The organism is Campylobacter sp. BCW_6466 (genome assembly GCF_001762835.1).
In the GTDB taxonomy this organism is placed as follows: domain Bacteria; phylum Campylobacterota; class Campylobacteria; order Campylobacterales; family Campylobacteraceae; genus Campylobacter_D; species Campylobacter_D jejuni.
The window spans coordinates 20507-45678 of sequence record NZ_MJXO01000029.1 but is presented as its reverse complement, the minus strand read 5'-3'; the positions used below and the strand labels follow the sequence as shown (position 1 = coordinate 45678).

The 25172-nt window shown below is 22.7% G+C and carries 19 protein-coding genes; 6 read left to right on the top strand and 13 right to left on the bottom strand.

Annotation, left to right across the window (positions count from 1 at the left end):
• Window positions 1-12: 12 nt before the first annotated feature.
• Genes AJ887_RS02920 through AJ887_RS02900 form a run of 5 tightly spaced genes read right to left on the bottom strand, consistent with a single transcriptional unit; the run spans window position 13 to window position 6866 of the window.
• Window positions 13-2364, bottom strand: coding sequence for a hypothetical protein (locus AJ887_RS02920; RefSeq protein WP_070273933.1), 2352 nt, complete (start codon window positions 2362-2364; stop codon window positions 13-15).
• The gene (topB, locus tag AJ887_RS02915; RefSeq protein WP_070273932.1) at window positions 2361-4553 is read right to left on the bottom strand and encodes a DNA topoisomerase III; all 2193 of its coding nucleotides are present in this window, start codon (window positions 4551-4553) and stop codon (window positions 2361-2363) included. Before topB ends, AJ887_RS02920 begins: the two co-directional genes overlap by 4 nt.
• Window positions 4550-5440, bottom strand: a complete 891-nt coding sequence (locus tag AJ887_RS02910; RefSeq protein ID WP_070284781.1) for a hypothetical protein — start codon at window positions 5438-5440, stop codon at window positions 4550-4552. The genes topB and AJ887_RS02910 overlap by 4 nt, the downstream gene beginning before the upstream one ends.
• Window positions 5441-5448: 8 nt before the next feature.
• Window positions 5449-6096: a hypothetical protein gene (locus AJ887_RS02905; RefSeq protein WP_186820926.1), complete on the bottom strand. Its 648-nt coding sequence runs from the start codon at window positions 6094-6096 to the stop codon at window positions 5449-5451.
• Window positions 6084-6866 carry a thioredoxin fold domain-containing protein gene (locus tag AJ887_RS02900; RefSeq protein ID WP_070273929.1) on the bottom strand — a complete coding sequence of 261 codons (783 nt, stop codon included), beginning with the start codon at window positions 6864-6866 and terminating at the stop codon, window positions 6084-6086. The genes AJ887_RS02905 and AJ887_RS02900 overlap by 13 nt, the downstream gene beginning before the upstream one ends.
• 165 nt (window positions 6867-7031) lie before the next feature.
• Between AJ887_RS02900 and AJ887_RS02895 the strand changes: the two genes are divergently transcribed.
• The 6 genes from AJ887_RS02895 (at window position 7032) to AJ887_RS02870 (ending at window position 17704) form a co-directional block, all read left to right on the top strand.
• Window positions 7032-7811, top strand: coding sequence for a hypothetical protein (locus tag AJ887_RS02895; protein WP_070273928.1), 780 nt, complete (start codon window positions 7032-7034; stop codon window positions 7809-7811).
• A gap of 62 nt (window positions 7812-7873) precedes the next feature.
• Window positions 7874-15334 (top strand): SNF2-related protein, encoded by a 7461-nt coding sequence (locus AJ887_RS02890; protein WP_070273927.1) that lies wholly within the window; start codon window positions 7874-7876, stop codon window positions 15332-15334.
• A 116-nt stretch (window positions 15335-15450) separates the two neighbouring features.
• Window positions 15451-16554: a hypothetical protein gene (locus tag AJ887_RS02885; RefSeq protein ID WP_070273926.1), complete on the top strand. Its 1104-nt coding sequence runs from the start codon at window positions 15451-15453 to the stop codon at window positions 16552-16554.
• 3 nt (window positions 16555-16557) lie between these two features.
• On the top strand, window positions 16558-17175 hold the full coding sequence (locus tag AJ887_RS02880; RefSeq protein WP_070273925.1) for a hypothetical protein: 618 nt from the start codon (window positions 16558-16560) through the stop codon (window positions 17173-17175).
• The gene (locus AJ887_RS02875) at window positions 17172-17453 is read left to right on the top strand and encodes a hypothetical protein (protein WP_070273924.1); all 282 of its coding nucleotides are present in this window, start codon (window positions 17172-17174) and stop codon (window positions 17451-17453) included. The genes AJ887_RS02880 and AJ887_RS02875 overlap by 4 nt, the downstream gene beginning before the upstream one ends.
• Window positions 17450-17704 (top strand): hypothetical protein, encoded by a 255-nt coding sequence (locus tag AJ887_RS02870; protein ID WP_070273923.1) that lies wholly within the window; start codon window positions 17450-17452, stop codon window positions 17702-17704. The genes AJ887_RS02875 and AJ887_RS02870 overlap by 4 nt, the downstream gene beginning before the upstream one ends.
• A 52-nt stretch (window positions 17705-17756) precedes the next feature.
• Here the strand turns inward: AJ887_RS02870 and AJ887_RS10165 are convergent, their stop codons facing one another.
• From AJ887_RS10165 to AJ887_RS02830, 8 genes are all read right to left on the bottom strand, one after another.
• On the bottom strand, window positions 17757-18530 hold the full coding sequence (locus AJ887_RS10165; RefSeq protein WP_070273922.1) for a hypothetical protein: 774 nt from the start codon (window positions 18528-18530) through the stop codon (window positions 17757-17759).
• On the bottom strand, window positions 18514-19917 hold the full coding sequence (locus AJ887_RS02860; protein WP_070273921.1) for an AAA family ATPase: 1404 nt from the start codon (window positions 19915-19917) through the stop codon (window positions 18514-18516). The genes AJ887_RS10165 and AJ887_RS02860 overlap by 17 nt, the downstream gene beginning before the upstream one ends.
• A complete protein-coding gene (locus AJ887_RS02855; protein WP_070273920.1) occupies window positions 19918-20250 on the bottom strand; it encodes a hypothetical protein in 333 nt (110 codons plus the stop codon).
• Between the two features lie 35 nt (window positions 20251-20285).
• Complete coding sequence (locus AJ887_RS02850; RefSeq protein WP_070273919.1) at window positions 20286-22091, bottom strand: hypothetical protein; 1806 nt, start codon at window positions 22089-22091, stop codon at window positions 20286-20288.
• A 46-nt stretch (window positions 22092-22137) separates the two neighbouring features.
• Window positions 22138-22365 (bottom strand): hypothetical protein, encoded by a 228-nt coding sequence (locus AJ887_RS02845; RefSeq protein WP_070273918.1) that lies wholly within the window; start codon window positions 22363-22365, stop codon window positions 22138-22140.
• Window positions 22362-23030, bottom strand: coding sequence for a hypothetical protein (locus tag AJ887_RS02840; protein ID WP_070273917.1), 669 nt, complete (start codon window positions 23028-23030; stop codon window positions 22362-22364). The genes AJ887_RS02845 and AJ887_RS02840 overlap by 4 nt, the downstream gene beginning before the upstream one ends.
• Before the next feature lie 25 nt (window positions 23031-23055).
• Window positions 23056-24210, bottom strand: a complete 1155-nt coding sequence (locus AJ887_RS02835; RefSeq protein WP_166739187.1) for an AAA family ATPase — start codon at window positions 24208-24210, stop codon at window positions 23056-23058.
• A gap of 103 nt (window positions 24211-24313) precedes the next feature.
• Window positions 24314-25165, bottom strand: coding sequence for a hypothetical protein (locus AJ887_RS02830; protein WP_070273915.1), 852 nt, complete (start codon window positions 25163-25165; stop codon window positions 24314-24316).
• Window positions 25166-25172: the final 7 nt, after the last annotated feature.

Here is a 25172-nt window from a genome sequence, read left to right as displayed (position 1 = left end):
GTTGAGATTTCTTTAAACAATATTTGCTCTCTTGTTTAAAGTGTTTTCCATACCTTGAGAAATCATTTCACTTTGTTTTCCATCAATACCTACTAATGATAAAGCCCATGAAGGCCCTTTAATAATTAAATTCCACATAATTACCGCTGAAGCAATTTTTGCAAATATAGTTAATAAGCCTGTGATTGCACCTATAATAAAGTTAGTGTGAAAATTATATACGCTAGTTTTAATTCCTGTAAATTGTTCTACAGAAACAAATAAGAAAAATTCGTCTACTAAAACATTTATAAATAATGATAAATATATAAAGAGAATAATTAATACGGGTTTTAAAAATATAGCCATACCATTAATTAAGAATTCAATAATTTTATCCATTCTTTTAGTTGCTAAGGAGAAAGCTACAACGAATGGTGAAATATAAAAATATTTTATCAAAGAAACTAAATAAGATACAAATATTATAATAGAAGCTGTAGTGCAAACCAATAATGGTATTTTTTGAAAAGTCCATTCTATTAACATTATAGCTATAGCATATCCTGTAATTGTTGAGGCAACTGTTCCTGTTATGTATCCAACGATAGCTCCACCTACTGTTCCTATGATTGGCACAGTAGAAGCTGCTGCTGCTTGAATTACAGCCATGAATTTTCCAGTATTTTCCATTACAAAATCTTTTATAGTTGAAGCTCCTGGTAACATCATCCATACTAATTTACCTGCTATCCATCCTAAAGAGCTATCTGTAATATCATCTTTACTAATTTCAATATCTCCTTTATTTATATTTTCTTTAGTGTTTTGAATATTTTTTTTAGTTGCTTTAATCATCCTTTCTTTTTGTTCATCTTCATCACCTTGCTCTTCTTTAAACATAGTTACTTCTGCTAAAATTGCACTACTTGGCGTAAATAAAGAATTTATCCATCCAAGTTGCATTTCTCTTACTGCAAAATAAGCATCAAGATTTTTCATTTCATTGATTTTTTGAGTGTTATCTCTTAATTTATCAATTTTTTCCATTTGAGAATTTATTTTAGTTATTTCATTTCTTGCTTTTAAAATATCAGCTTCTAAAGCTATACAAGCTTCCAAGGAAATATCGCCATTTTTTCCTGCCATATCATTACTATCTTCAGCTAAAAATCGTTTTATTTTTTCTTTATCTTCATCTGTTAAAGAAGTGATATAGCTTTCTCTAATGGCAGATAGTTGGTTTTTATATCTTAAAGAACAAGTTTTTTTATAAATTTCATCTCCTTGACTTATAAGAAACTCATTTTCTTTCTTTTTTTCTAATAAGGCTTTAATACCTTGAATATTTACTCCACCTATACTTTTATAAATTTTATCCATATAGGTTTTTCCACCAATTGCACTAGCCATATCTGCAATATCTGTTGATTTTAATGCAAAATATCTAATGACGTTTTGCATAATTGTTGAGTGAGCTAAACCATTTCCTTCGGGTATAGGCATAAAAAATGTTCCTATCATAATCATTGGAATATAAAATTTATGTAAAAATTTTTGCTTTCCTTCATTTTCGCCCCTATTTTCTAAGTAAGCTTGAATTTTTTCTGCACTAATTGAAGTAAGAAAAAATCCACCAACTAAAACAAGAATTAGAATTTGTAAATGTTGATAAATTTTTTCATTGGCTAAAAATAGATTTGAAAAATACGCCATATTGTTTTTATTAAAACCATCTACAGCTGAAGTTTCTTGCAAACTTATACTTGAAGTAGAAAATCCTTTATTTTGATTTAAAACAGAATTTGGAGCTATCAAAAAATCCATAAAACTTTGATTTTTTTGTATAGTTTTAATGCTAAAATTATCTATACCATCTTTTAAGGTTAATTCTCCTAAATTATAAGTTTTTTCTCTATCAATAATATTTGGATTTAAAGTTGCTAAAGCAACTAAATATTTTGCAAAATTAATTTTAGTATCGCTTGGCGTCCATTTAATTATACTTTCTAAATTAATTTTTCTATCTATATTTTCATAATTTTTTAATTCAGTATCAAGTCCTGTATACACTTGTTTAGCACAAGATAAATTAGTTTTTGAAGCATTAAATTTTAAATCTAAATCAAAATTTTCATTTTTATAAACTCTACAAAAAGTTGTCCCATTTTTAAAATCAAATCCTATGATTTGAGTTCCATATCCGCTATTAACCTTTCTACACTCCCAACTACATCCATTTTTAGAATCTATGTCATCATCACTATTAGGAAATATTTTTTGCATTTCTTCTTTAGTAGTTTCAGAAACAACTCCTTGCCCATTATTTGTTCCTTCTGCAAATAAGAAATTAAACAGCAATAAAAATAAAATTATTTTTTTCATTTGTATTTAACCTTTTGCTTATAATTGTTTTGAAAATTATTTTTAGCATTTAAATTAGGTTCGCCATTTAATTCAGGACACATAAATTTACAACCATTTTTCCATTCAGAACAACCATACCAAAATTTGTTTTTTTCATTTTTACTTTCTCTTTTTATTAAGTTTCCTTGATTACATTGAGGACATTTAAAAGATGTATTTAAATTAGTGCTTTTATTTTCTAATTCAGGTTTTCCATTAACAGATTTCGCCTTAAAATCACAACCATTAGAATACTCAGAACAAGAAAAGAATTTTCTAAATTTTCCATTTATTTCTCTTAAAAAACCTTTTTGACATTTAGGACAAGTTATTTTTTCTTTTTCTTCATTAGAAACAATTTTTTTGTTTAAACTCTTTTCATTATCAATTATTTTTAAAATAAAATCATTAATTGAATTTAAAAAATCGCTTCTTTTTAGTTTTCCTTCTTGTATCTCTTTTTGAGATTCAAACCATAAAGCTGTCATGTCTGGATTTGTCAATATAGGATCTAAATTTTGGATTAAATTAATTCCAAGTTCTGTAGCATTAACAACTTGCTTTTTATCCTTTGAAACTACAATATAGCCTCTGTTTATTAAAGTTTCTATGTGATTACTTCTTGTTGCTGGAGTTCCTATTCCGCCATTTTCGCCTTTTTTATCTTTATCTTTTTCTATTAAAAGTTTTTTGATTTTTTCATCTTTAACATATTTAGAAACTTGATTTAAATCTTTTAATAAAGTAGTCATAGTGTAAAATGGTTTTGGCTTAGTTTTTTCAGCTTTAATTTCAATATTTTGGCATTTTGCAAGATCGTTATCCTTAATATTTTTCAAAAAGCCAATTTCTTCTTTTTCATTTTTATTGAAATATTCTTTAAAACCAAGTTCTGTATCTACTCTTAATGTTGTTGAAAAAACATAATCTTTTATATTTATTTCTAAATTGTAGCTATCGTATTTACATGGTTCATAAAATTGCATTAAAAATCTTTGAGTAATTAGAGTATAAATTAATTTTTCATCTTTTGAAAGTTTATTAATATCAATTTTACTTTGAGTAGGAATAATTCCATAATGTGCTGAAAGTTTAGTATCATCAAATGCTTTTGATTTAATGTTTAAATTTACATTATTTTGTCCTATGTCATCATTAAAATTATTTTTAATCAATTCTATAATTTGTGGAGCTTCATTATAAATATTTTCTGGTAAGTATTCACAATCGCTTCTATTATAACTTATAGCTTTATGCTTTTCTCTAAGATTTTGCGTAATATCTAAGGTTTTTTTAGCCGAAAAACCATAAAGTTTACTTGCTTCTGCTTGAAGATTTAATAAATTGTATGGAAGTGGTGGATATTCTAATTTTTGATTAATTTTTAATTTTAAATTAACATTTTGATTTTCTGTTTCTGTTTTTATTTTTTTAGCAATTTCTTCATCTTCAATTTTTTCTTCCACTTTTAATGGAATTTTTATTATTTCATTATTGATATCAAATTCACCATTAATTACAAAATAAGGCTTGCTAATATGATTTTTATTTTCTAAATCTCTATTTACTATTAAAGCCAAAATTGGAGTTTGAACTCTTCCAACGCTAATTAATTTATTATTGTTTAAAATGCTATAAAGTCTTGTAAGATTAAGTCCAACTATCCAATCAGCTTCACTTCTAGCAAAACCGCTTTCACTTAGTCCATTAAATTCTGAATTTGGCTTCATTTCGTTAATTGATTTTTTTATAGCTTTTGGTGTTATGTCGTTGATTAAACATCTTAAGATTGGTTTTTTAGTTCCTGAGTAGTAAAGAATTTCGTCAATTAAAATTTGTCCTTCCTCATCAGCATCGCCACAATGTATAATTTCTTTTACTTTATTATCATTTATCAATTTTATAATTAATTTTAATTGAGATTCAGAACTTGTAATGGGAATTCTTTTGAAAGGAAATTTTATATCAAGTGGCAAAGCTTGAATATTCCATTTTTTATATTTTTCATCATAAATTTCTGGTTCTGCTAATTTCATAATATGTCCAAATGCCCAAGTTATAATATTATTATTTTTAACAATATGAGTTTTATAATTTTCAGCTTTTCCATCAATGCCTTCTGCAATTGCTCTTCCAAGTTCAGGTTTTTCTGCAATAAATAGCTTCATCTTTTATTCCTTTTTTTTGCAATTAAATCTTCACGATTTTGATAATTTGAATTTGGTTTATAAGTTGGCTTTATTTCTTCTTCATCAAATAAGCTAGTTTGTTTCATTTCATTTGTAGCTAAATCAATACTTTCTATAAGCTTATCAAGTTTATTATTTTTTATTTCATAAAAGTTTTTAAGTAATTTTCTATTTTTAGAATTTGTAATTTGATCTTTTTCTGCTTCTAGATAATTATTTAAATTTGCAAGTATTTCTTCAGGTTTTTTTTGATTAAAATTTATAAAATTTAATTCATCTTTTAAATCTTTTGGAAGTAAATTTTCATTAAGTATTTGTATGTTTGTTTGATTACTTAAATTTTTACTTAAATAAGCAAGTTTATCACCTATCATTAAAATAGAATAAGGAAAAACTTCATAAATATTATGATGTAAATCTGCTTTACACTCATCAAATATTATTTGAGTTGTTTTAGAAAGACTTATCATATCAGTGGAATTAAACCATTTTTCAAGTTTATTGTTTATTTTTTCATCATTTATTAAATAAAAATGTTCTTCATTAATTTTTTTAATATTTCTTTTTGCAACGATATCTTCTAAATTATAAACTTCTTGATTTTCATTATCCCAATAATAAATAAAATCTTTTATCTTAAAAAACGCTTCATCAATATTTTCTGTTTTAAAAAAATCAATTAAATCTTCTTTGTTTGTAAAAGTATAAATATCATCAAATTGTTTATCAAAATTAATTTTTATAAAATCATTTTTATTTTTATTAAACATTTGATATATTTTTTCAATTTCGAAATTCTCATATTCTTTTTTTATTGCTGTTGCTAAAAATCCATTATTTTTTGTATTGAAAGAAAAAAATCTCATAGTTACTCCTATATAGGTAAATTTTTATACATTTCAAACATTTTGCTTATTAAATCAGCTCCGTTAGGTATAAATAGGGCTAAACTAGCAATTTTAGCCCATATAAAAAAAAGAAAGAAAGCAATAATGTTCGATATTCCCATCCAAATAAAAAAACTTAAATAATCCGTGTGCATAGTATCTTTTCTAGCTTGAATAGCTCCATAAGTAGAGGCAGTTATAAAAATAAGAATTGGAATAATAATTATTATCCAATCAACTATAGTTTGTAATGCGAATAATTGTAAGTAAGCACCTTTTTCTTCTAAACTGCCACTTGCTCCTGCTAATTGAAATACTTCATTTTCGCCTCTTGCCCAAAAAATTGGAAATATTTTATTTGTATAATAATTGCTTTCATATAAATTATTTAAAATATCTAATAATTTTATACCTAAGATAAAAAATATACAAGAAGCTGTGTGTAATATAAAAGCGATACAAAAAACAGATATTATTGAACTTGATGAAGTGTTTCCATTTCTTGCTTTTAAAATTCCATTAGATAGAGTGAATAAAAATGGAGCTGTTGAGAAAGCTAGAGCTGCTAAGCCAAAAACAAAAGCAGTTGTTATAAGTTGAGTTGGAATAGCATTCAGTTCCATTATAGCTTCCAATTAATTATAAATGGAGTGTAATTAACTCCTAATTTAAGATATTTATCAAATATTTTTTTAATTTCTTCTTCTTTATATTTTTCATTATTTTTAAAATTAAAATCTTTATAATCATTGTCTCCAAAATAGAATTTTTTAATAATTGCTAGTTTTTCTTGTTTTGTTTTAGCTTTGTCCAAATCGTTATAGAGTGCAGTTAAGATTTTAAAATTATCATGAACGCTTATAAAAATAAAATGAATAGTGTGTTCTTTTAAATATTTTTCATCAATATTTTTTAAGTGTTTTTGACAAAAAGGACATTCTGGATCTGAAAAAACATAAACTTCTTTATTTCCATTTCCTAAGGTTATAATATATTTTTTATCATTCATGAGTTCTTTGATGATATTAGAATATTTATCTTTTGATAGTTCTTCTTGGACTTTATCTTTTGAAAATTCTAAAGTGTTGAAATCTACATACTCATTAAAGAAAAAATTATCTTTTATAAAAATAACTTCTTTTGTTTGTTCTTTGTTTGTTTTGAATTCAAAAACATAAGCTTCAAAAGGAAAATTATTTTTTTCTTCTACAAATTTAATTTCTAAATTTGGAATATCTTTTAATCTTTCTTTATAAAATTGAATTATTTTTTCAATTTTTTCATTTTTAGATAAAGTTAAAGTTTTTTTATAATTATTATCACTAGCATAAAGTTTTAAATTAACTAAAAAAATAAAGACTATTGATAATAGTATGAACAAATATCGATTTGTTCTTGTTTTCATTTTATTTCCTTTGCCAATTTTTGAAGTATTTTACAAAAAAACAAAATTTGAAAAATAAAAGATTTCTGAAAGTAGAACAAAATTTCCCACTTTAAGAAAACTTTTAAGAAAAAAATTTTTTTTTATTTTATTATTTCGCCACTATTTTAATTAAAAGGAGAAAAAATGAAATTCCAAAATTTAGGTGATGAAGCTTATAATAAGCTAATTAGTTCAGATTTAGGGCAAGCTATGCTTAAAGCACAAGAAAAAACGGATCAGATTAATATGTCTAAATACACAAATGAAATAGGAAAAGAAATATTTGTACCTTGGAATCCTTATAATTTGAATTCTAAATATAAATTTTCTATAGTAATTGCAGATGCTTTCGATAAAATGATCAAAGAAGTAATTCCTAAAGATACTATTATTTCAAGTCAATTCCAAAGTTGGATTAATAAAGAGAAAAATGAATTAATGGTAGATTCTAAACTTAATCGTGATCAATATTTTAAAGAACAAATTGATCTTGAAACGGGCGAAGTTTATCAAAACAGTGGCTTATCTTTAGTTAATGCAAAAATGAATTACTTAGAAAAATCCATTGAGAAATTAAAAAAAGCTTTTACAACTTTTTTAAATAATAATCCTGAAAAAGCTTTAGCAAATAGTGAAGAATGTAAAGCTTGGAAAGATTATTATGAAGCCAGAAATCAAGAAGTTTCTAATTATATAGAAAACAATGATTTTAGTTATTACAATAAGACAGACAAGGAAGGAAAAATTTTAGAAGAAGGAACGCAAGAAAAAGCTTTAGAACATCAAAATCATATTCAAAGTAAAATTAATGCTGTTGATAAAGCACAGGCTGAAGCAGAAAGTAGAATGCAAGAAAAAACAGAAAATCAAAATGAGTTATTTAGTTCTGATGAAGTTAAAAACCTAAGAACTCAAAAACAATAAGAATTAATTAAATCTCCTAGTTTTATTTAAAAACTAGGATTAATTTGTCTACGGAAAATAATATGGAAGAAAATAAAATCAATATTCTTTTTTTATATCACGAAAATAACAATAATATAAATTCATCTTTTGGAACAATAATAAAAATTGAAGAAAATATTTTTAATGGTTTTTTAATAAATATTCAAAAAAATTCTCAAAAAAAAGAAAGAAAATATGAAATTAAAAATTTTATTGCAAATGAAATACTTAATGAAAATCCACTTATAACTACAAATGCAAGTAATTTTAGTTTTAATCATAGTAATGATGAAGAATTGAATAAAATTTTAATAAACAATAATATAGAATTAAATATAATTTATAAAAATGATGATATATTAATTTATAGTAAAGATTATGAAGTTAAGCTAGAAGATTATTTTAAAAAAATTAAATTAAAGGATTTAAAAAATGAATATAACCTTACAAGAGATGATGAATTTACCAGAAATGATGATGAAAGAAAATATAATAACTTTTACACAAGCGATGAAAATATTAGAAGAAGCGAACGATGGGGAACAAGAACAACTGATGATACTCAATACGATACAACAAGAAATATTGACAAAAATGAGCAAGAAAATAGACAAACTTTTAATGAATTTTCGGAACATAAAACCAATGAAATTAATAGAGTTGAAGAACAAATTCAAGAGGATAGATTTAAGCAACAAGAAAATATATCAAATAGAGATATCAAAAATTCAGGAGAAATATCAGGAGGAATTGGACAATTTCAGAATAAAAATGGATTTACTCAATTTGAAACAATTGAATTCCAAAGAGATAGAGAAAGTAAAGCAACTAGAAATACAAGCCAAAGAAGTTTTGGACAAAATGGAGATAGATTCATTTTTGATGAATTTTCAAGAACTGAATATAAAGATGGAATTAATCGAAACCAATCCATTATTACAAGAATTGATGATATATTATATTCCGACATTACAAAATCATATATTAGAAAATTTTCAAACAGAATTTTTGATAGTTTTAGAAAATATATTGATAAAATCGATGATGAAAATTTTGAAAAAAGAAATGATAGCGATAGAAAAGAAAATGGAATATTTGCAAGAGTGTTTAATAACTCAACAATTCAACTTCGAGAACAGCATAATAACGGAATTAACAGAAAAAGAGGAGATGATTTTAGAGATTTTAAAGAACAATCAGGAGAAAATAGAAGAACTTTGCATGAGCTTGAAACAAGAACTGAGTTATCAAGTAATCAATTTAATCGAGAGGAAAATTTATACTTACAACGAGGAATTGTGGGTGTTAATGAGAGAATACAAGAACAAGAACATGTTAATTTTAAGCGAAGAAGCGAAGAAAATATCACAAACGATAGATCAATTAAGGATGATATTTCCAAAGAGCTTTCAAATGATGAGAATATTAATAATTTTAACTCTAGTCAGTCAGAAGTTGAGTTATTGGGACAAAATAGTGAAAACACATCCAATAATTTACATAGTGAAAATTTTAAATTCACTAGTAAAGAAAAACCAAGAGAACAACAATTTGATTTTGGAGCAAGCGATGAGATTGTTATTGATAATAACAATGGAATATCAAATAGCATTAATGCAGAAGAAAATAAATCGCTTGAAATTAATAGAGAGCATAACAATACCGATGAGCAATCAGAAATTAATACAAGTAATAAATTTAAAGAATATGACAATACAACAGATCAAGGAGAACCTCAATCAGTATCAAGAACAAGCGAATTTAAATTTAAATCTTTTAAAACACATCAATTTTTAAAAAGATTTGATAAGGAAAATTATAAAGGGGAATATCCTGTAAATTTAAGTGTAAAAGAAAGAATTGAAGCAAATATTGAAGCTATTAAACTTACTCAAAAAATATTTAATGAAAATAGGCTTTTTGCAAACGAAGAAGAAAAGAAAATTCTTGCTAGATATACTGCCTTTGGAGGATTAAGAGATTTATTTTATAATGAAAAATATGAAGAATATAAATTAGAATTAAAAGAATTAATTGATGATGATTTATATAAAGATTTAAAAGACTCTTCTTATAATGCTTATTTTACTCCTGATTTTATTATAAAAAATATTTATAAAGGATTAGATTCTTTAGGTGTAAGTAAAAATAATAAAATTAAGGCTTTAGAACCAAGTTGTGGTATTGGAAAATTCTTTTCTTGTGCTCCGCAAAATTATGAATTTGATGCTGTAGAAAAAGACTTAATTTCAGCAACTATTGCTAAATTTTTACATCCAAATGTAAGAATTTATAATAATTCTTTTGAAAAAGTTGATTTTAATAAAAAAGAATATGATGTTGTTGTTGGTAATCCACCTTATGAACAATTAAAAATTAAAGATATGGGTAGTTTAGGAAATAATCTATCAATCCATAATTATTTTGCTGTTAAATCAAGTGAGCTTTTAAAAGATAATGGAATTTTATCTTTTATTATTTCAAGTTATTTTTTAGATTCCAATGGGAATAAGCATAGAAAAATTTTAAATGATTTAGGAAATTTTATTTCAGCTTTTAGAATGCCAAATGATGTTTTTAAAAATTCTCATGCTGATGTTTCAACTGATATATTTTTTTACCAAAGAATTTTTAATAAAAAAAATAATAAAGAATCTTTTGAAATGGAAACAGAATCAAATAATATTTTTATGGATGTAAATCTGTTTAAATTAAGTGATGAAGATTATGTAGAAATTAATAATTATTTTATTCAAAATCCAGAGCAAATAATTGGAAATCCTATTTTAGGTTCTAATCAGTTTGGTAGATTTTCAATGGAAGTAAAAGCACCAGATTATAATTATAATGATGAAATAATAAATCGTATGGAAAGAATACACTCTTTCATTTTTAAAGATAATCCGCCTTTTGAAAAAAAATATACTTTTATTGATTATGATAGTTTAAGTTTAAAAGAATTTCAAAATATAAAAAAACTTAACATTGGTAGTATGTTTTTAATGAATGATAAAATTTATATTAAAAAAGACATAGATTCTTGTGAAGAAGCTTATTTTGAAGATGAATTACCTTTAGAAAAAAAATATTTAATTAATGAAGAAAATATCATTAAAGAAAATAAAAGTAAATTTGTATATAAAAGCTATTTAAACCACGAAGAAAAAAAAATTGCTAGTGAAATTATTAAGTATAGAGATTTAATAAAAGAAAATTTAGCAAATGAAAGAAATCATCTTATTGATAATGAAGTATTAAAAAGGGAAAAAGAAAATTTAAGATTTATAAGAAGAAATATTTTAAATTTAAGTGATTCTAAATTTTTGAACTCTTTAGGAAATAGTAAAAAAGATAAAAATGGATTGATTTTAAAACATAGATTAAAAGATATAATTGAACTTGATAAAATAAATTCTTTTTCTATTTTCTCTACAGAAAAGAAAGTAACATTAAATAATAAAAATACTTATTTAGAAGCTGATTTTTTAAAAGAAAGGATTTATATTCCTTATGAAAGAAAATTGGCACAAAGCAATGAAGAAGCTTTGCAAAAAACTTTAACAGAAAAAGGTTATATAGATTTAAATACTTTAAAAAATTATTCAAAAGACAAAGATTTGGAAAAAATTTTAGTTGATTTATTAGAAAAAAGACTTATTTTTCATGTTTTGAACTCTGATAGAGATAAACATAAAAGTGATTATATCTTAGCAGATGAATTTTTAACAGGAAATGTTAAAGCTAAATATAACGAAATTAAAGAAATGATTGAAAAAAACATTAGTTTTAACAATTTTTCATTACCACTTGAAGAAGTTGCATTAGAATTAAAAAAATATTTTCCAGAATATATTAAATTTGAAGATATAGAGCTTAATTTTGGTGCAAGTTATATAGATATTGAGATTTATAAAGATTTTATTAAAAACACTTTCTTTCACTCTCCTGATAAAATTATTATAGATATTAATTTTGTGAATAGTTTGTATGTATTTGAGAATTTTAAAATTTTAAAAGAAAATTATGATGAATATAGAGATGAAAATATTTTGGTTGAAGAAGAAATTAAAAATACTGATTTAAACGATAATGGTATTAATTTGATGGTTTATAATGAAAAAAGTGAGTTATTTTTTGATTTAAAAACATTAATAGAAAAAATAATTAATGGAAAATCATTAGAAGTTTTTCATTATGAACAAAAAGATGATAATCCACAATTAAAAGTTAAAGTTAATGAAAACATTCCAACAAAAATTGCTTTAGAGAACGCAGAAGCTGTTAAAGATTATTTTGAATCTTATTGTTTTAATAATAAAAATGTAAGAGAAAAAATAGAAAAAAAATATAATGAAGTTTTAAATGTTTACAATAAAACTAATTTTAGTTTTTCAAAATATTTAGAAACACCGTATTTAAATAAGAATATAACTTTAAGAGAACATCAGAAAAATGCTGTTTTTAAAGGTATTTTAAAAAATAGCATGCTTTTAGAACACGAAGTTGGTGCAGGAAAAACTTTAGCAGGGATTACTTTGATTATGGAACAAGTTAGAATGGGAATAGTTAAAAAAGCTCTTTTCTTAGTTCCCAATCATTTAGCTACTCAATGGGAAAAAGAATTTTTATTTGCTTATCCAAATGCAAATATATTAGTAGGGGATAAAATTAAAGATAAAAAAGATAGAAAAGAATTTTTATATAAAATTAAATATGGTAATTACGATGCAATCATTATGAAGCATTCTACTTTTGAAAATATTAACGTTATGGAAAGTTTTCAAACAAATATTTTATATGAATATGCTGAAAATTTAAAAAACTATTTAACAAAAACAATAAAGGTTTCAAGTGAAAAAGATTTAAAAAATTTAAGAAAAACTATAGATAAAAAAATTAAATATTTAGAAGCTAAACTCGAAAAAAGAGCTATTGGAAAAAAATACGATGAAGAAATTGCTTTTGAAGAACTAGGAATAGATGCTTTAGTTGTTGATGAAGCTCATAATTTTAAAAACTTATATATTGATACAAATCAGGATAGTGTTAAAGGACTTCCATTAAATGATTCTTTTAAAGCTATGAAAATGCTTTGTGCTACAAGTTATTGTCATCAAAATAATTATAAATTGTATTTTTTGACAGGAACTCCAGTAAGCAATTCTATTGCAGAATTTTATATTATGCAAAAGTTTTTACAACCAAAAATATTAGAAGAATTGGGAGTTTCTCATTTTGATGATTGGCAAAAAACTTTTACAAAAATTACTTTTAATGAAGAACTTGATAGTAGCGGAGTTAATTACAAATTAACCTCAAGATTATCTCAATTTATTAATGTTCCAGAACTAATGTCTGCTTATAGAGAAAATGTTGATATTGTAACAAATGAAGATATAGAAAAACAAACAGGAAGATTAGTTCCAAAAATTAAAAATGGACGCCCTATAAATGTTATTTCTCCAAGAAGTTATGATATAGAAAGTTATATAGGAATTGAAAATGAAAAAGGATTTTATAACAAAGGAAGTATAATTGATAGAATGGATAATCTAAAAGAAGATCCAAGAAATAACAATATGCTTAAATGCACTTCTGATGCTAAAAAAGCGGCATTAGATTTTAGATTGATTGATAATAGTGCAAGTGATTATGAAGATTCTAAAATTAATAAATTAATTGAGAAAGTTATGTTTCATTATAATGATCAGACTTATCCTTCTTCTACTCAATTAATATTTTGCGATATGGGTGTTTCAAAATTTCATTCTCAAAAAATAAATATAAATGCTGAAAATGAAGCAAGATATAACAATATTGAAGAAGTTATAGCTGATTTAAAATTAGTTTTATTAACAGATGAAGAAACTGAAGAAGAATTTTACGCCAAAGTAGAAATTAATGAAAAAGGAAAAGAAAAAATAATTAAACGATATACTATTGAAGAGTTAATGGAAGAAGTTGGAGATAAATTTGATCTTTATGCAGAAATTTTAAAAAAATTAGTTAAAAGCGGTATTTCACAAAATGAAATTGCTTTTATTGGAGATGCAAATTCAGATATTCAAAAACAAGAATTATTTAATAAAGTTAATGCTGGAGAAATTAGAATTTTAATAGGTTCTACAGCAAAAATGGGAGCAGGAACTAATGTTCAAAAAAGAGTTATTGCTTTACATGAGTTAGATTGTCCATGGAAACCTAGTGATTTACAACAAAGAGCAGGAAGAGTTGTAAGACAAGGAAATTTATTTTTTGAAAAAGATAAAGATAATTTTGAAATTTCACATTATAGATATGCAACTGAACAAACTTACGATTCAAGAATGTTTCAAATCAATGAACAAAAGCTTTTACCTTTAGCACAACTTAAAAAAATTAATCTTTTAGACGGAAAAAGAAATTTTGAAAGTATTGATGCAGAAATCGCTAATGTTTCAGAAATGAAAGCTATTGCTACTGGTAATCCTTTTATTTTAGAAAAACATAAAATTTCAACTATGTTAAAAACAGAAGAAAGATACTTCGAACAATACAAAAAAAATATTCTTCAAAATGAAAGACTTTTGACTTCTTTAAAAGAAAAAAAAGAATTATTACTTAATGATATAGAATTTTTAAATGAGTTTATACATAATAAAGACTTTAAAAAGGAAAATTATAATTTAGAATGCTTTGGTATAAAAACTACTAAAAAACCAAAAAATAAAGAAGATGAAGAAAGTCATAAATCTTTAAAAAATAAAATTAATGAAAAAATAAAAGATATTTTTATTAATTTTAAAAATGAAGCTGAAGTTGAAATTCTTAAAGCAAATGATTTAAAATTAGTTTTTAGAACTTTTATTGGAGAACTTACAAAGCAATTCTGTGTTCAAGGCGTTTTAATTAATAAATATGACAAAGAGTATATTCCAAATAATTTGTTTTTTAAGGCTGATAATGGTTCAATTTTTTATTCTTATCCAGAGATAGACAATATTTTAATAAGATTAACAAACACAATTGAAAAATCAAATACTTTTCTTAATAATTTAAATGAAAGATTAAAAAATACAGACGAAGAAATTTTTTTAAAAGAAAAATTTTTAAGTGAAAATAAATTAGATACTTATGATAGAAAAATACTTTTAGATACACTTAAAAAAGATTTAAGAAATATCAATGAAATTTTTACTATTAGAAATAAATTAAGAAAAAATGGAATTAAAATAAATATGAATAGTCCTGAAATTAAAAATTTATTACCAGATTATTCAAAACTATTAAACGAAAAAGGTAAATTTGTAGCTTCTAATTTGCGTAAAGATGATATAGAAAAAAAAATCGAAATTAAAAATGAAGAAAAAAATAATATTATTGAGATTGAAACTGAAGAAATTAAAATAAATGAAATAGATGATAATTCAACAGATGAAGAAAAAATTGATATATTGATTAATAATCAAAAAAATATAAATAATTTTATTAGAGCAAAAGATATTTTGCAATCAAAAGTATAAAAATTTTTAATTATTTCTTAAAGTGGGAAATTTTGTTCTACTTTCAGAAATCTTTTAAGCAGTAAAAAAAGAAATTGTATACAATAAATAAAATATTACAAAATAAGGAGAAAAATATGGAAGAAATTATTGAAACTCTAAAAAATCATGCAAATCTTAAAAATGATGAAAAATATAGAGAATATGTTGAGCAATTAACTTTATTAAAAGATACTTTTAAAAAAGAAAATAAAATTGATATTAATGATATTGATAATTTTTCAGAAGAAATGAAAAAGTATATAGATAAAAATATTCAAGAAGATGAAAATTATAAACAATTCTTTTTAACTCAAACAGGAGCTTTATTATTAGAATTTCAGCAAGAAGGATTTGTGAACTTGGAAAATTATTATAATAATTTTACTAAATCTTATTTAAAAGATTTAGAGAATTTTGAAGATTTAGAGAATTTAGAACATAAAAAAATAATAGATGAACTCTGTGAAGTATTAGAAGAAAATGAAACTTTAGCAACCAAAGTAAATGATATTAAAGAAGATATTTCTATTTTAAATGAACAAAAATATCCAAATGAAACTGAAACTGAACGAAGTGATGTTCAAAAGATGATTGATTTTATTAAAGATGATGAACAGATTTATTATCCTTTCAAAAGAAAAGAAACTTTAAATAATGTAGGCTTTATGTTGAAATTTCAAACAGAATTATTAACATTTAGCACAGCAGAAATTAAAGAAATGATAGAGTCTGTAAAGAAAAAAAATGCTATTTTGCAAAAAGAACTTGATGATTTAATGATTGAAAAAAAAGAAAAATTACAAGAATTAAAAGAAGAAATGGCTGAAAATTCAAATAAAACTTTATTAATTTTAGGTGAAAAAGGTGAAAAATTAGAAGAAAATGTTGAAAATAAAGAAGAAGTAGAAAACAAAGAAGAGCAAAATGGAAATTTAGAAAATTTACAAATAGAAAATGAAGATTTAAAAGATGAAATTGAAAAAGAAAATACTAATAAAGATATTGACGATGAGAAAAAAGAAGAGCAAATAGAAGAAAAATTAGAAGAAGAAAATAATGATTTATATGAAAAAATCGCTAAAGCACAAGCAGAAATGGATAAAATAGCTGAAGAAAGAAAACAAGAAGCACAAGAAACACAAGATGAAAAAGTTGAGAATCAAGAAATCAATAAAAATTATAATAATAGGAGACAATAAAGTATGACAGAAAATGAAATAGAAAAAATAGTTTTTAAAGATATAACTATTCATGCAAAAAGAATTTACGAAAAATCTTCGGAAATTAGAAATAAAATCAAAATATGTTTAAATGCCAGATTAGATTATAAAACTTTTAATAAATTAAATAGTATTTTTAATCAATTTATTAATTTTGGTAGAGACAATAATTTATTGGATAAATTTTCTGATGCACAATATGCTCAAAAATTAAATAATTTTCATTCATATATATTGAAAGGCTTAAACGATATAATTGAAGAAAAAAAATTAGATGATAAACAAAACATTTCTATCGAAAATATATTTTCAGTAGAAATTGAAAATATCAATTGTTCTGATGAAACTTTATACTTTTTATATCTTTCAAAACTTTCTATTTTAAAAGAATTTTTAGAAAAAGATGAATTTAATATTACTAAAGAGCAAATTGAAAAATCAAAAAATGAAATTTATAATTTATATAACAAAATACCTGAAATTAAAGATAATGGAGAACAGATTAATAAATTATTTATTGCTTTAAATGAAAAGTTTTCTAAATCTGAAATTGAAACTGAAGAAACAAATAATTTTTTTAAACAAGGAATTAAAAAATGAGTTATAAAAAAGATGTATTTAAAGAGCAATATTTATTAAAAAGAAATATTTTTTATTTTTTTGCTTGCAAAAATAACATTTATTTCTTTTTTATATCTCTTATTTATTCTTATATCTTTTCTGATGGATTTGAAAGTTTCATTTTAATTTATTCTATAGGGTGTTTATTTTTATATAGATTCTTTTTTAATATTAAGAAAGATGACAATCCATTTAAAAAGATATTTTTGCTTATTTTCTGGGATAAATTAATTAAAAAATTAAGGAATAAAAATTGATTTTTAAATATTTTATAATTATTAATTTTGCATGTATAGCACTTTTGGCTAATGCTACTGATTCTATTAATAAAATGACTTCTTATATTAATGAACTTGATACAATTAATACTAAACAAAACTTTACCAACAAAAAAATAATTGCTTTAGATGTAAATTCTCTATTAGAACTTAAAAAACATAATTTTCTTTTACTTCAAAATAATAATTTATTATTCAATTATTATGAAATTTATTTTAAACTCATTTAGGCAGAAATCCCAACTGCTTTAGCGGTTGGGCTGAATGCCAAACGAAATACATCTATCTTCTTCTGATTTTTCTTCTAATTCTTTTGATATTATAATTTTTATTTCTAATTTTATTTTTATATTCTTTTAATTTTTCTAATTTATTCCAAAAATTATTTTTTACATTTTTTGATTTTTCTAATAGAGATTTATTTTTTTGCATTTCTTCTTCAAATTTCATAATCAAATCATCTAATTTATCTAGTTCAAATTTTTGTTCTTCTTTTCTTTTTTTTATATTCTCTCTATATTCTAGCTCATCATCTAAATTTTGTGTCCTAAACTTATCATTAATTTCATAATATGGTTTAAAATCACTTTTTTTTCCAATAGCATTTTCTATGCTTGTTTCGTATTTTAGATTAACTAAAATTGTTGCAATTATGTATTCGGCTTTTTCTGCTTCAGTTCCTATAAATTGGATATGTGGAGAATTAATTTCTCTATCTTGTAAATGAAGTTCAACTATTCCTTGAATATTATTATTAAGAAGTTCTGTTTGTATGTTCATTAAAAGATTGTTAATATCTTGTCTATCTATAGATACATCCCTACACCATATGTTAGCTGTTTTAATTTCATCTAATTGATTTAAATAAGCTAATATTTCAGTTTTTAAAGCTTTTTCTCCTGTTAAAGTGCAATTTGGATTTTTTCTTTTTTCAAAAACTTCTTTTAGTTTTTTTAAAAAATAATTTCTAGCTTTATCATCTTTTATTGCAAATATAGCAATTTCAGCTTCTCTTAAAAAGCTTTTTGAATTATTTTTTCTAGCTGGCTGTATCATTAATTTTATTTTCCGATTTGTCAAGCAATTGAAATTTTGCTCTTGTGATAGCTACATAAAATAAATTTACTTCTTGTTCTAAAAAGAATTCCATTTCTTGTTTTTTTTCCAAATTTTTTTCTTTTTTAATTTCATTTTGTAATTTATTTAAATTTGGAAAATCATTATAAAGTTCTACACTATCCCACTCTAATCCCTTGCTTATATGAGAATTTGTGATATAAAAAAAAATATTTTCTTTATTTTTTTTATTATAAAGTTTTATGGCTAATGCATTTAAGACTTTAAAATCATATTTTTTATCAATTAAAATTAAAACTTTATTTAAATTATTATCAAAAGCTTCTTTGGCATAGTTTTTTAATTCAAGCATTGAATTAAAATTAAGTAAAAAAGAATTTCTCTTGCTTATATAGGAAAAACGATTAGATCTAAAATTTAAAATATCAAATACTAATTGAAAAATGTCATCAGGATTTTTCAATAGACAATATTGTTCAATATTTTTATCATATTTAATTTTGTCTAAAAATTCAATAATTCCAGCATTTGTTCTCATAATATAAGATTTGTTTTTAATTTCATTTTTTTCTTTATTGGAAATATTGGAAGTCATTTTAACTTTATTTTTTTTGGTATATTTTAATAAAAAATAATCTGCGTAATTTAAAATTTCTTGCTTACTTCTAAAACTTTTTGAAAGATTTTTTTTATAATCTGCTTGAACAGTTTCAATTGCATTTATAGTTTGATTAAAACCATAAATATTTTGAAAAGTATCCCCAACTAATATTTTAGAGCAATTATTATTTAAAACAATATCGAGCATAATAGAATTAGTATCTTGTGCTTCATCCAATAAAATAAAATCATATTTTTTAACTAAATTTTTACTTTCTTCATATAAAAAATAATATTTTAAATAGAAATTATGTATAAAATCTAATTTTCTAGTTAAAACCAAATTCCAGAGTTTTTTTATATAGTTATTTTTAAATTCTTTTTCATCATTAATTAAAAAATCATTAAAATCTTTTAAAATTAAAAAAAGTTCTTCAGAAGTTTGATTTGGAAAAAATTTTTCAATATCAAATATAGTATAAGAATTAATAAAATTCATTTTCCCTATTTTTTTTCTTACAAAAGAAAAAGCTAAAGAATGTAAAGTTTTAACATCTATATTTTTTTTTGCTTTTTTTTTCATATCCTCGACAATATTTTTATTAAAAGCCAGATATAAAAATTTTTTATTTGGATTTGCTGAAGCTATTTCATTTAAAGTGAATGTTTTTCCACTTCCCGCACAAGCATTAATAATTAATATTTCGCTTTTATTCATTTTTTTAGATAATTCAATAATTTCAATTTGTTCTATTGTGAGTTCCATTTATTTAGCTTTAATATTATTAATTATATTTTGAAGTTGATTATTTTTCATTAAAATAAAAGATTCTTTTTTAGCTTCTAATGTTTTTTCAGTTTTAAGTTTTGTTAAAATTTCTTTTTCCTTTAAAACATTTTTTTCATTTGCTATAATTTCTTCTTTTATAATTTCATTTAGTTTATCAATAGCATTTGCAATTTGATTTTCGCCTTTATCGTATTGAATTTTTCCTTCATTTGCTTTTTCGCTACCTAAATATGAATCTACACAACCACCACATGCATAAAGGCTATTTATAAAAACTAATACAATTAAGCTAATTGATAATATTTTCATAATTTTTTCCTATAATTTGATTTTTTCATCATTATTTAAATCTTTCCTAAAATATCTTTACTTCTTGGAGTATACTCTACTTTTTTCTCTTGATCAGAAGTTTTATCATTATTGGCTATTAATTTAGAAGTTAAATCTTCAATTTTGCTTTTATATTCTTTTTCTGATTCTTTATAATCTGCTATAGATTGTAAAAGATATTGATTTTGAATTTTTTCTTTTTCTAAATCAATTTGTAGTTTATAATAATCTTTTGTCAGATTTTCATTGTTTAAATTTCTATTTTTATTTTCTTCAATTTGTTTATTTAAATATTCATTTTCGCTTTTTAATCTTATTAATTCTTCTTTTGATTTTTTATTTTCATTGGATAAAATATCATTTTCATTATCTAGCTCTTTAATTGTAATTTCTTGCTCTTCTGAAATTTTTTCTACTTCTTTTAATTTTTCTTCTACTAATTTTATTTCTGCTATTTCTTTTTCAAAATCATCTCTCATTGCTGTAATTTCATTAATTTTACTTTGAAGAGTTCCTTTAAGCTTTGAGATAGTTTCTTCTCGTTTAGTTATTTCATCCATTAGCTCATTTTCATAATTAATACTTTTTTCAATTTCATCTTTTAATGTATTTATTTCATTTTCTTTGTTTTTCAAATTTAAAATATCTTTACTAAAAAGCAAACTTGCAAAATTAATAGTATCTTCATTTCTATATTTTTGCTGAATATTTCTAATTGCTTCTAAAATGGAAGTTCCGTTATATAAATAATCTTTTAAATCTTTATAGGCTTCATAAGATTCTTTTTCTGCTCTTTTTAGTCTTTCTTTTGTTTTTTCAAGTTCTTTTAAATGATAAACTTCAAAACTATTTTTAATAATATTTTCTATTTCTTCTTTCTCATTTTTTATTTCATTTTCAACTTTTTGATTTTTATCACTTTCTGAAAGAGAAGATATATTATAAAGTTTTACATTAGAAGTAGAATTTTGTAATATTCTTTCTACAGAATCTTTTTCTAAAGAATCTCTATTTTTATTTATTTCTTGCTTAATTTCAACTTTTGCTTGTTCTTTAGCAATTTCTTTATTCTCATCTTGTTGTTTTAATTTATCTTTTTCAAGTTTTTTTTCTTCAGGTTTTAATCTTCCCCAAACTATAATTTCTTCTATACTTTTAATATTATTAATTCTCTGCTTTCCGTTATTATAAGAATAACAAAAACTTTCATTAATATTTTCAGTTTTTAATTTTGTAGCTAAAAATAACAAAAACTTTGAAACGATAAAATTATTATCTTTTGGAACTTGATAATTTTCTATTAAGCTCATATTTTCAGCTCTTGTATTTGCTATAATATAATTATCAAAAAATATTAAAGCTCCTTTTTTATGATAAATTAAAGATATTCTTTCTTCATTTATTTCTTTAAAATCAACTAAAGAACAACTATCAACACTCAAAAAAACATCTTTAATTTTTGTTATTGTGTTTTTATCATTTACTTCTCTAAGATCTATATTAAGTTTATAATATTCACTATCTCTAACTTCTTGTAAATTTTTAAATTGACTTATAGCCTGATAATTAAATTTTCCTACATTCTTTCCATCTTTAACATTCTCTTTTAATTTTTCAATATCATTATTTAGAGTTTGCTTTAATTTATAAATATTGTCAATTTTTTCATAATAATTAATTCCTATACTTTGCAAATATTCTAAATACTCATCAAAATTTCCATTCCAGAATTTTTTTAAAGTATCTAAAATTCCCCTTTTTGTAATATTTTTTATGTCTAATTCATCAAAATTTACTTTACTAATATTTAGATTAAGCATTTTTTCTCCTTTTTACAAAACATTATATAATATTTTTTTAAAGCTTTCAGCCTCCGACATAAACGTTTTTGATAATCAAATCTTTTACTTTGATTTTTACTAGAGTCTTTTTTTCACCCTTTTCTTTATAAAAATCAATATTTTTATAAGATTTCTCTTTGTTAATTCTAAAAGTTTTATTTGAAATTCCAATTTTTTTGCAAAAATCACTTAAACTCATGATATAACATTCTTCATCATTTTGATCTCTAATAATTCTTGGTTGAAAATTCATAGTTCACCTTTTAATCGATTTAAAGCATTTTCATCACTAATATTTTTTTTAATTTTTAATTTAAAATGGGAATATAATTTTTTAAAATCTTCTTCATCAATGTTTAGAATTTTGAAAAGATCTTCTTTCAATATATTCTTTAAATAAAAATTTTTGAATAAGCAAAATAAAAAATCTTCGCCAAAGTAATAAATATTTTTTATATAGCTTAATTTGTCATTAATATAGTTGGAAAGATTTAAATTAAATTTTTCATCATAATAAATACAATAAGCTATATCTTCAATTTTTTCTTTTTGTTTCAGCAATAATCTAGAATCATTTAAATTATTAATTTGATAATTTAAATTTAATAAAACACTTATGGTTGCGAAAATAGATAAAAACACTTCAAAGTTCTCCTGATTTTCAAAACTTCTTGGATATTCTTTTGTCTTCCTGCTATTAATATGAATATAGTTTAAATTGTCATTTGTAAATACGCTAATTAAATAATTTTCTTCACTTTCAAAAAAACAATAATTAATATTATTAATTACGAAATTTTTATTGAGTTTTAAATATTTACAAATTGCTTGTTTTTGACTAATTATGGAAAATTTTCTTAACAAATTAGATGATTTAGAGAATTTTTCATAAATATTAAAATAATCTTTTATAAACATAGACCAACCACTCCTTTCAAATAATTTAAATTTCTATAAACAATTCCGACTGTGCAACCATTTTTTCAATTCCTTCTTTTGCTGATTTCACAAGTGGAATTATTAGTTGAATACATTCTATAATATCTTTTTTGTTAAACTCATCTCCTTTTGCTTTTTTACAAAAATCTAATCTTTTGCAAAAATTTTCAATTTCTGCAGGAGTATAAGGAAACCTATTAGAAATTGGATTTTCTTTTTGATAAATAGCTTCAATTTCTGCAAAAATAGAATCAAGATTCATTATTTCTTCTAATACAAATTTTAAGTTGAACTTCTTGATATATATTTTAAACATTTCTTCAGCATTTTCGTGAGTCGGCAAATTGATAAAAAATAATTCATCCCATCTTCCCCGTCTTAAAAATTCAGGATTATTTTTTAGAATGGAATTTAAATCATTTGCTGTTGCAAAAAATATAGCATTAAAACTATATTCACAAGCAGGCGTATTAATATCATTTAAAATCGTTAGCAATCTTCCTAACATTTGCTTTTCTTTAACACTTGAGCTTCCAATCATTTTTTCTATTTCATCAATTAAAATTACATATTTTTCATCTTTAGAATCAATTTGTTTTTTATGCAAAAATTCAAAAATATTATTTAACTTTTGAATAGGCTCATTGCTTTCCATAATTTGAGAAAGATTTAATAATATTAGTTTTCTACCCAACTCTCCTGCAAAGCATTTTGGAAAAAATGTTTTACCTGTGCCCGGAATTCCAACTAAAAATACGCCCTTTGCTTTAAAACCATTCTTCTCAGCTTTAATTAACAAATCTGTATATTCTTTTAAAGCTTTCGCACCACCAATATCTTTGAGAGTGAATGGAGATTTTATAACGCTTAATCCAAGTTCCATTTCTAAAATTTTTTCTTCGCTGAAATTCATTTCTTTGTGCTGAGAACTTAATAAACCAAATTTGTTTTTTATTTTTTTAGTAATAAATAAATTTTCATATTCTTTAAAAGGTTCTTGGTTGGTTAAAACAATAATGTTTTCATTGCTATTTTCTCTTAATAAATTTAGAATATCATTTTTATTAGGAAATTCAATAATTCTTAAATTATTAAAAATTTTCTTTAATTCTTCAGGCAAATTATTTTTTGCTTCGTCAAATAAAGCTTGTTTCGACAAAGTGTAAAAGGAATCTTCAAAAATGAACCAATAATTACAAAAATTACTTTTATTAATTGGGGGCATAAAACTCCCCCCCCCCCCCCCGATAAGAAGGTTATTGTTATTTAACATTTGACAATCCATTATATATAGTTTTTAAATCTTTATATTCTTCTATTTGATTATTTTCAATAAGCTGATCTTGAACTTTATTAACGATTTTTTCAATTCCTTGAATTTGTCTAATATAATCTTTTTTTATCTCATTTAAAGTTGTTTTAAGCTCAGCAGATAAAGATAAAATAGCATTATTTTCATTATTGTTATTATCTATAGCTTCTTTCTTTTCATCTATAATAATAGTAGTATTCTCGCTATTATCATTTTTACTTTTAATAATATCCGCGACTTGATATTTTTTTGTTTTATCGAAATTTGTATTATATTCTCTTTCATCAATAATTTCTTGTTCAAATCTTAAATCATCAAAATTAAATCTTCTAATTAAAATTTGACGCATTTCTTTTAAATCTCTAAAACTTCCTTTTCCAACTACTTTAGGATTGATAAGATACATTTTAGTTTGTCTATCTGTTAATTTAAAATATTGTTTTTCGGACTCATTTAAATCCTTTGGATTTAAATGTATTAGTATTTCTTTCTCTATCAAAGTTTTTAAATGATTTGAAATTGCTGGAAGACTAATATCTAATAATTTAGAAAGATCTTTTCTAAAATCACTATTAATAATTATAGTATTTTGATAATTCATAAAACTTAAACAATTAATAAAAAATTTCATTTCATTGCCACTTAAATTATTTAAAACGAATAAATTTTCTGCAAAAAATTTAACAAATTGCTCTCTATTTGTAAATTTTTGAGCAACAACACTATGCCGTGAAGTTTCCATATCTGTTTTTTTATCAATATAATAATGATCTTTCGTTGCTAAAACATTTAAATCTTTCATCAATTTT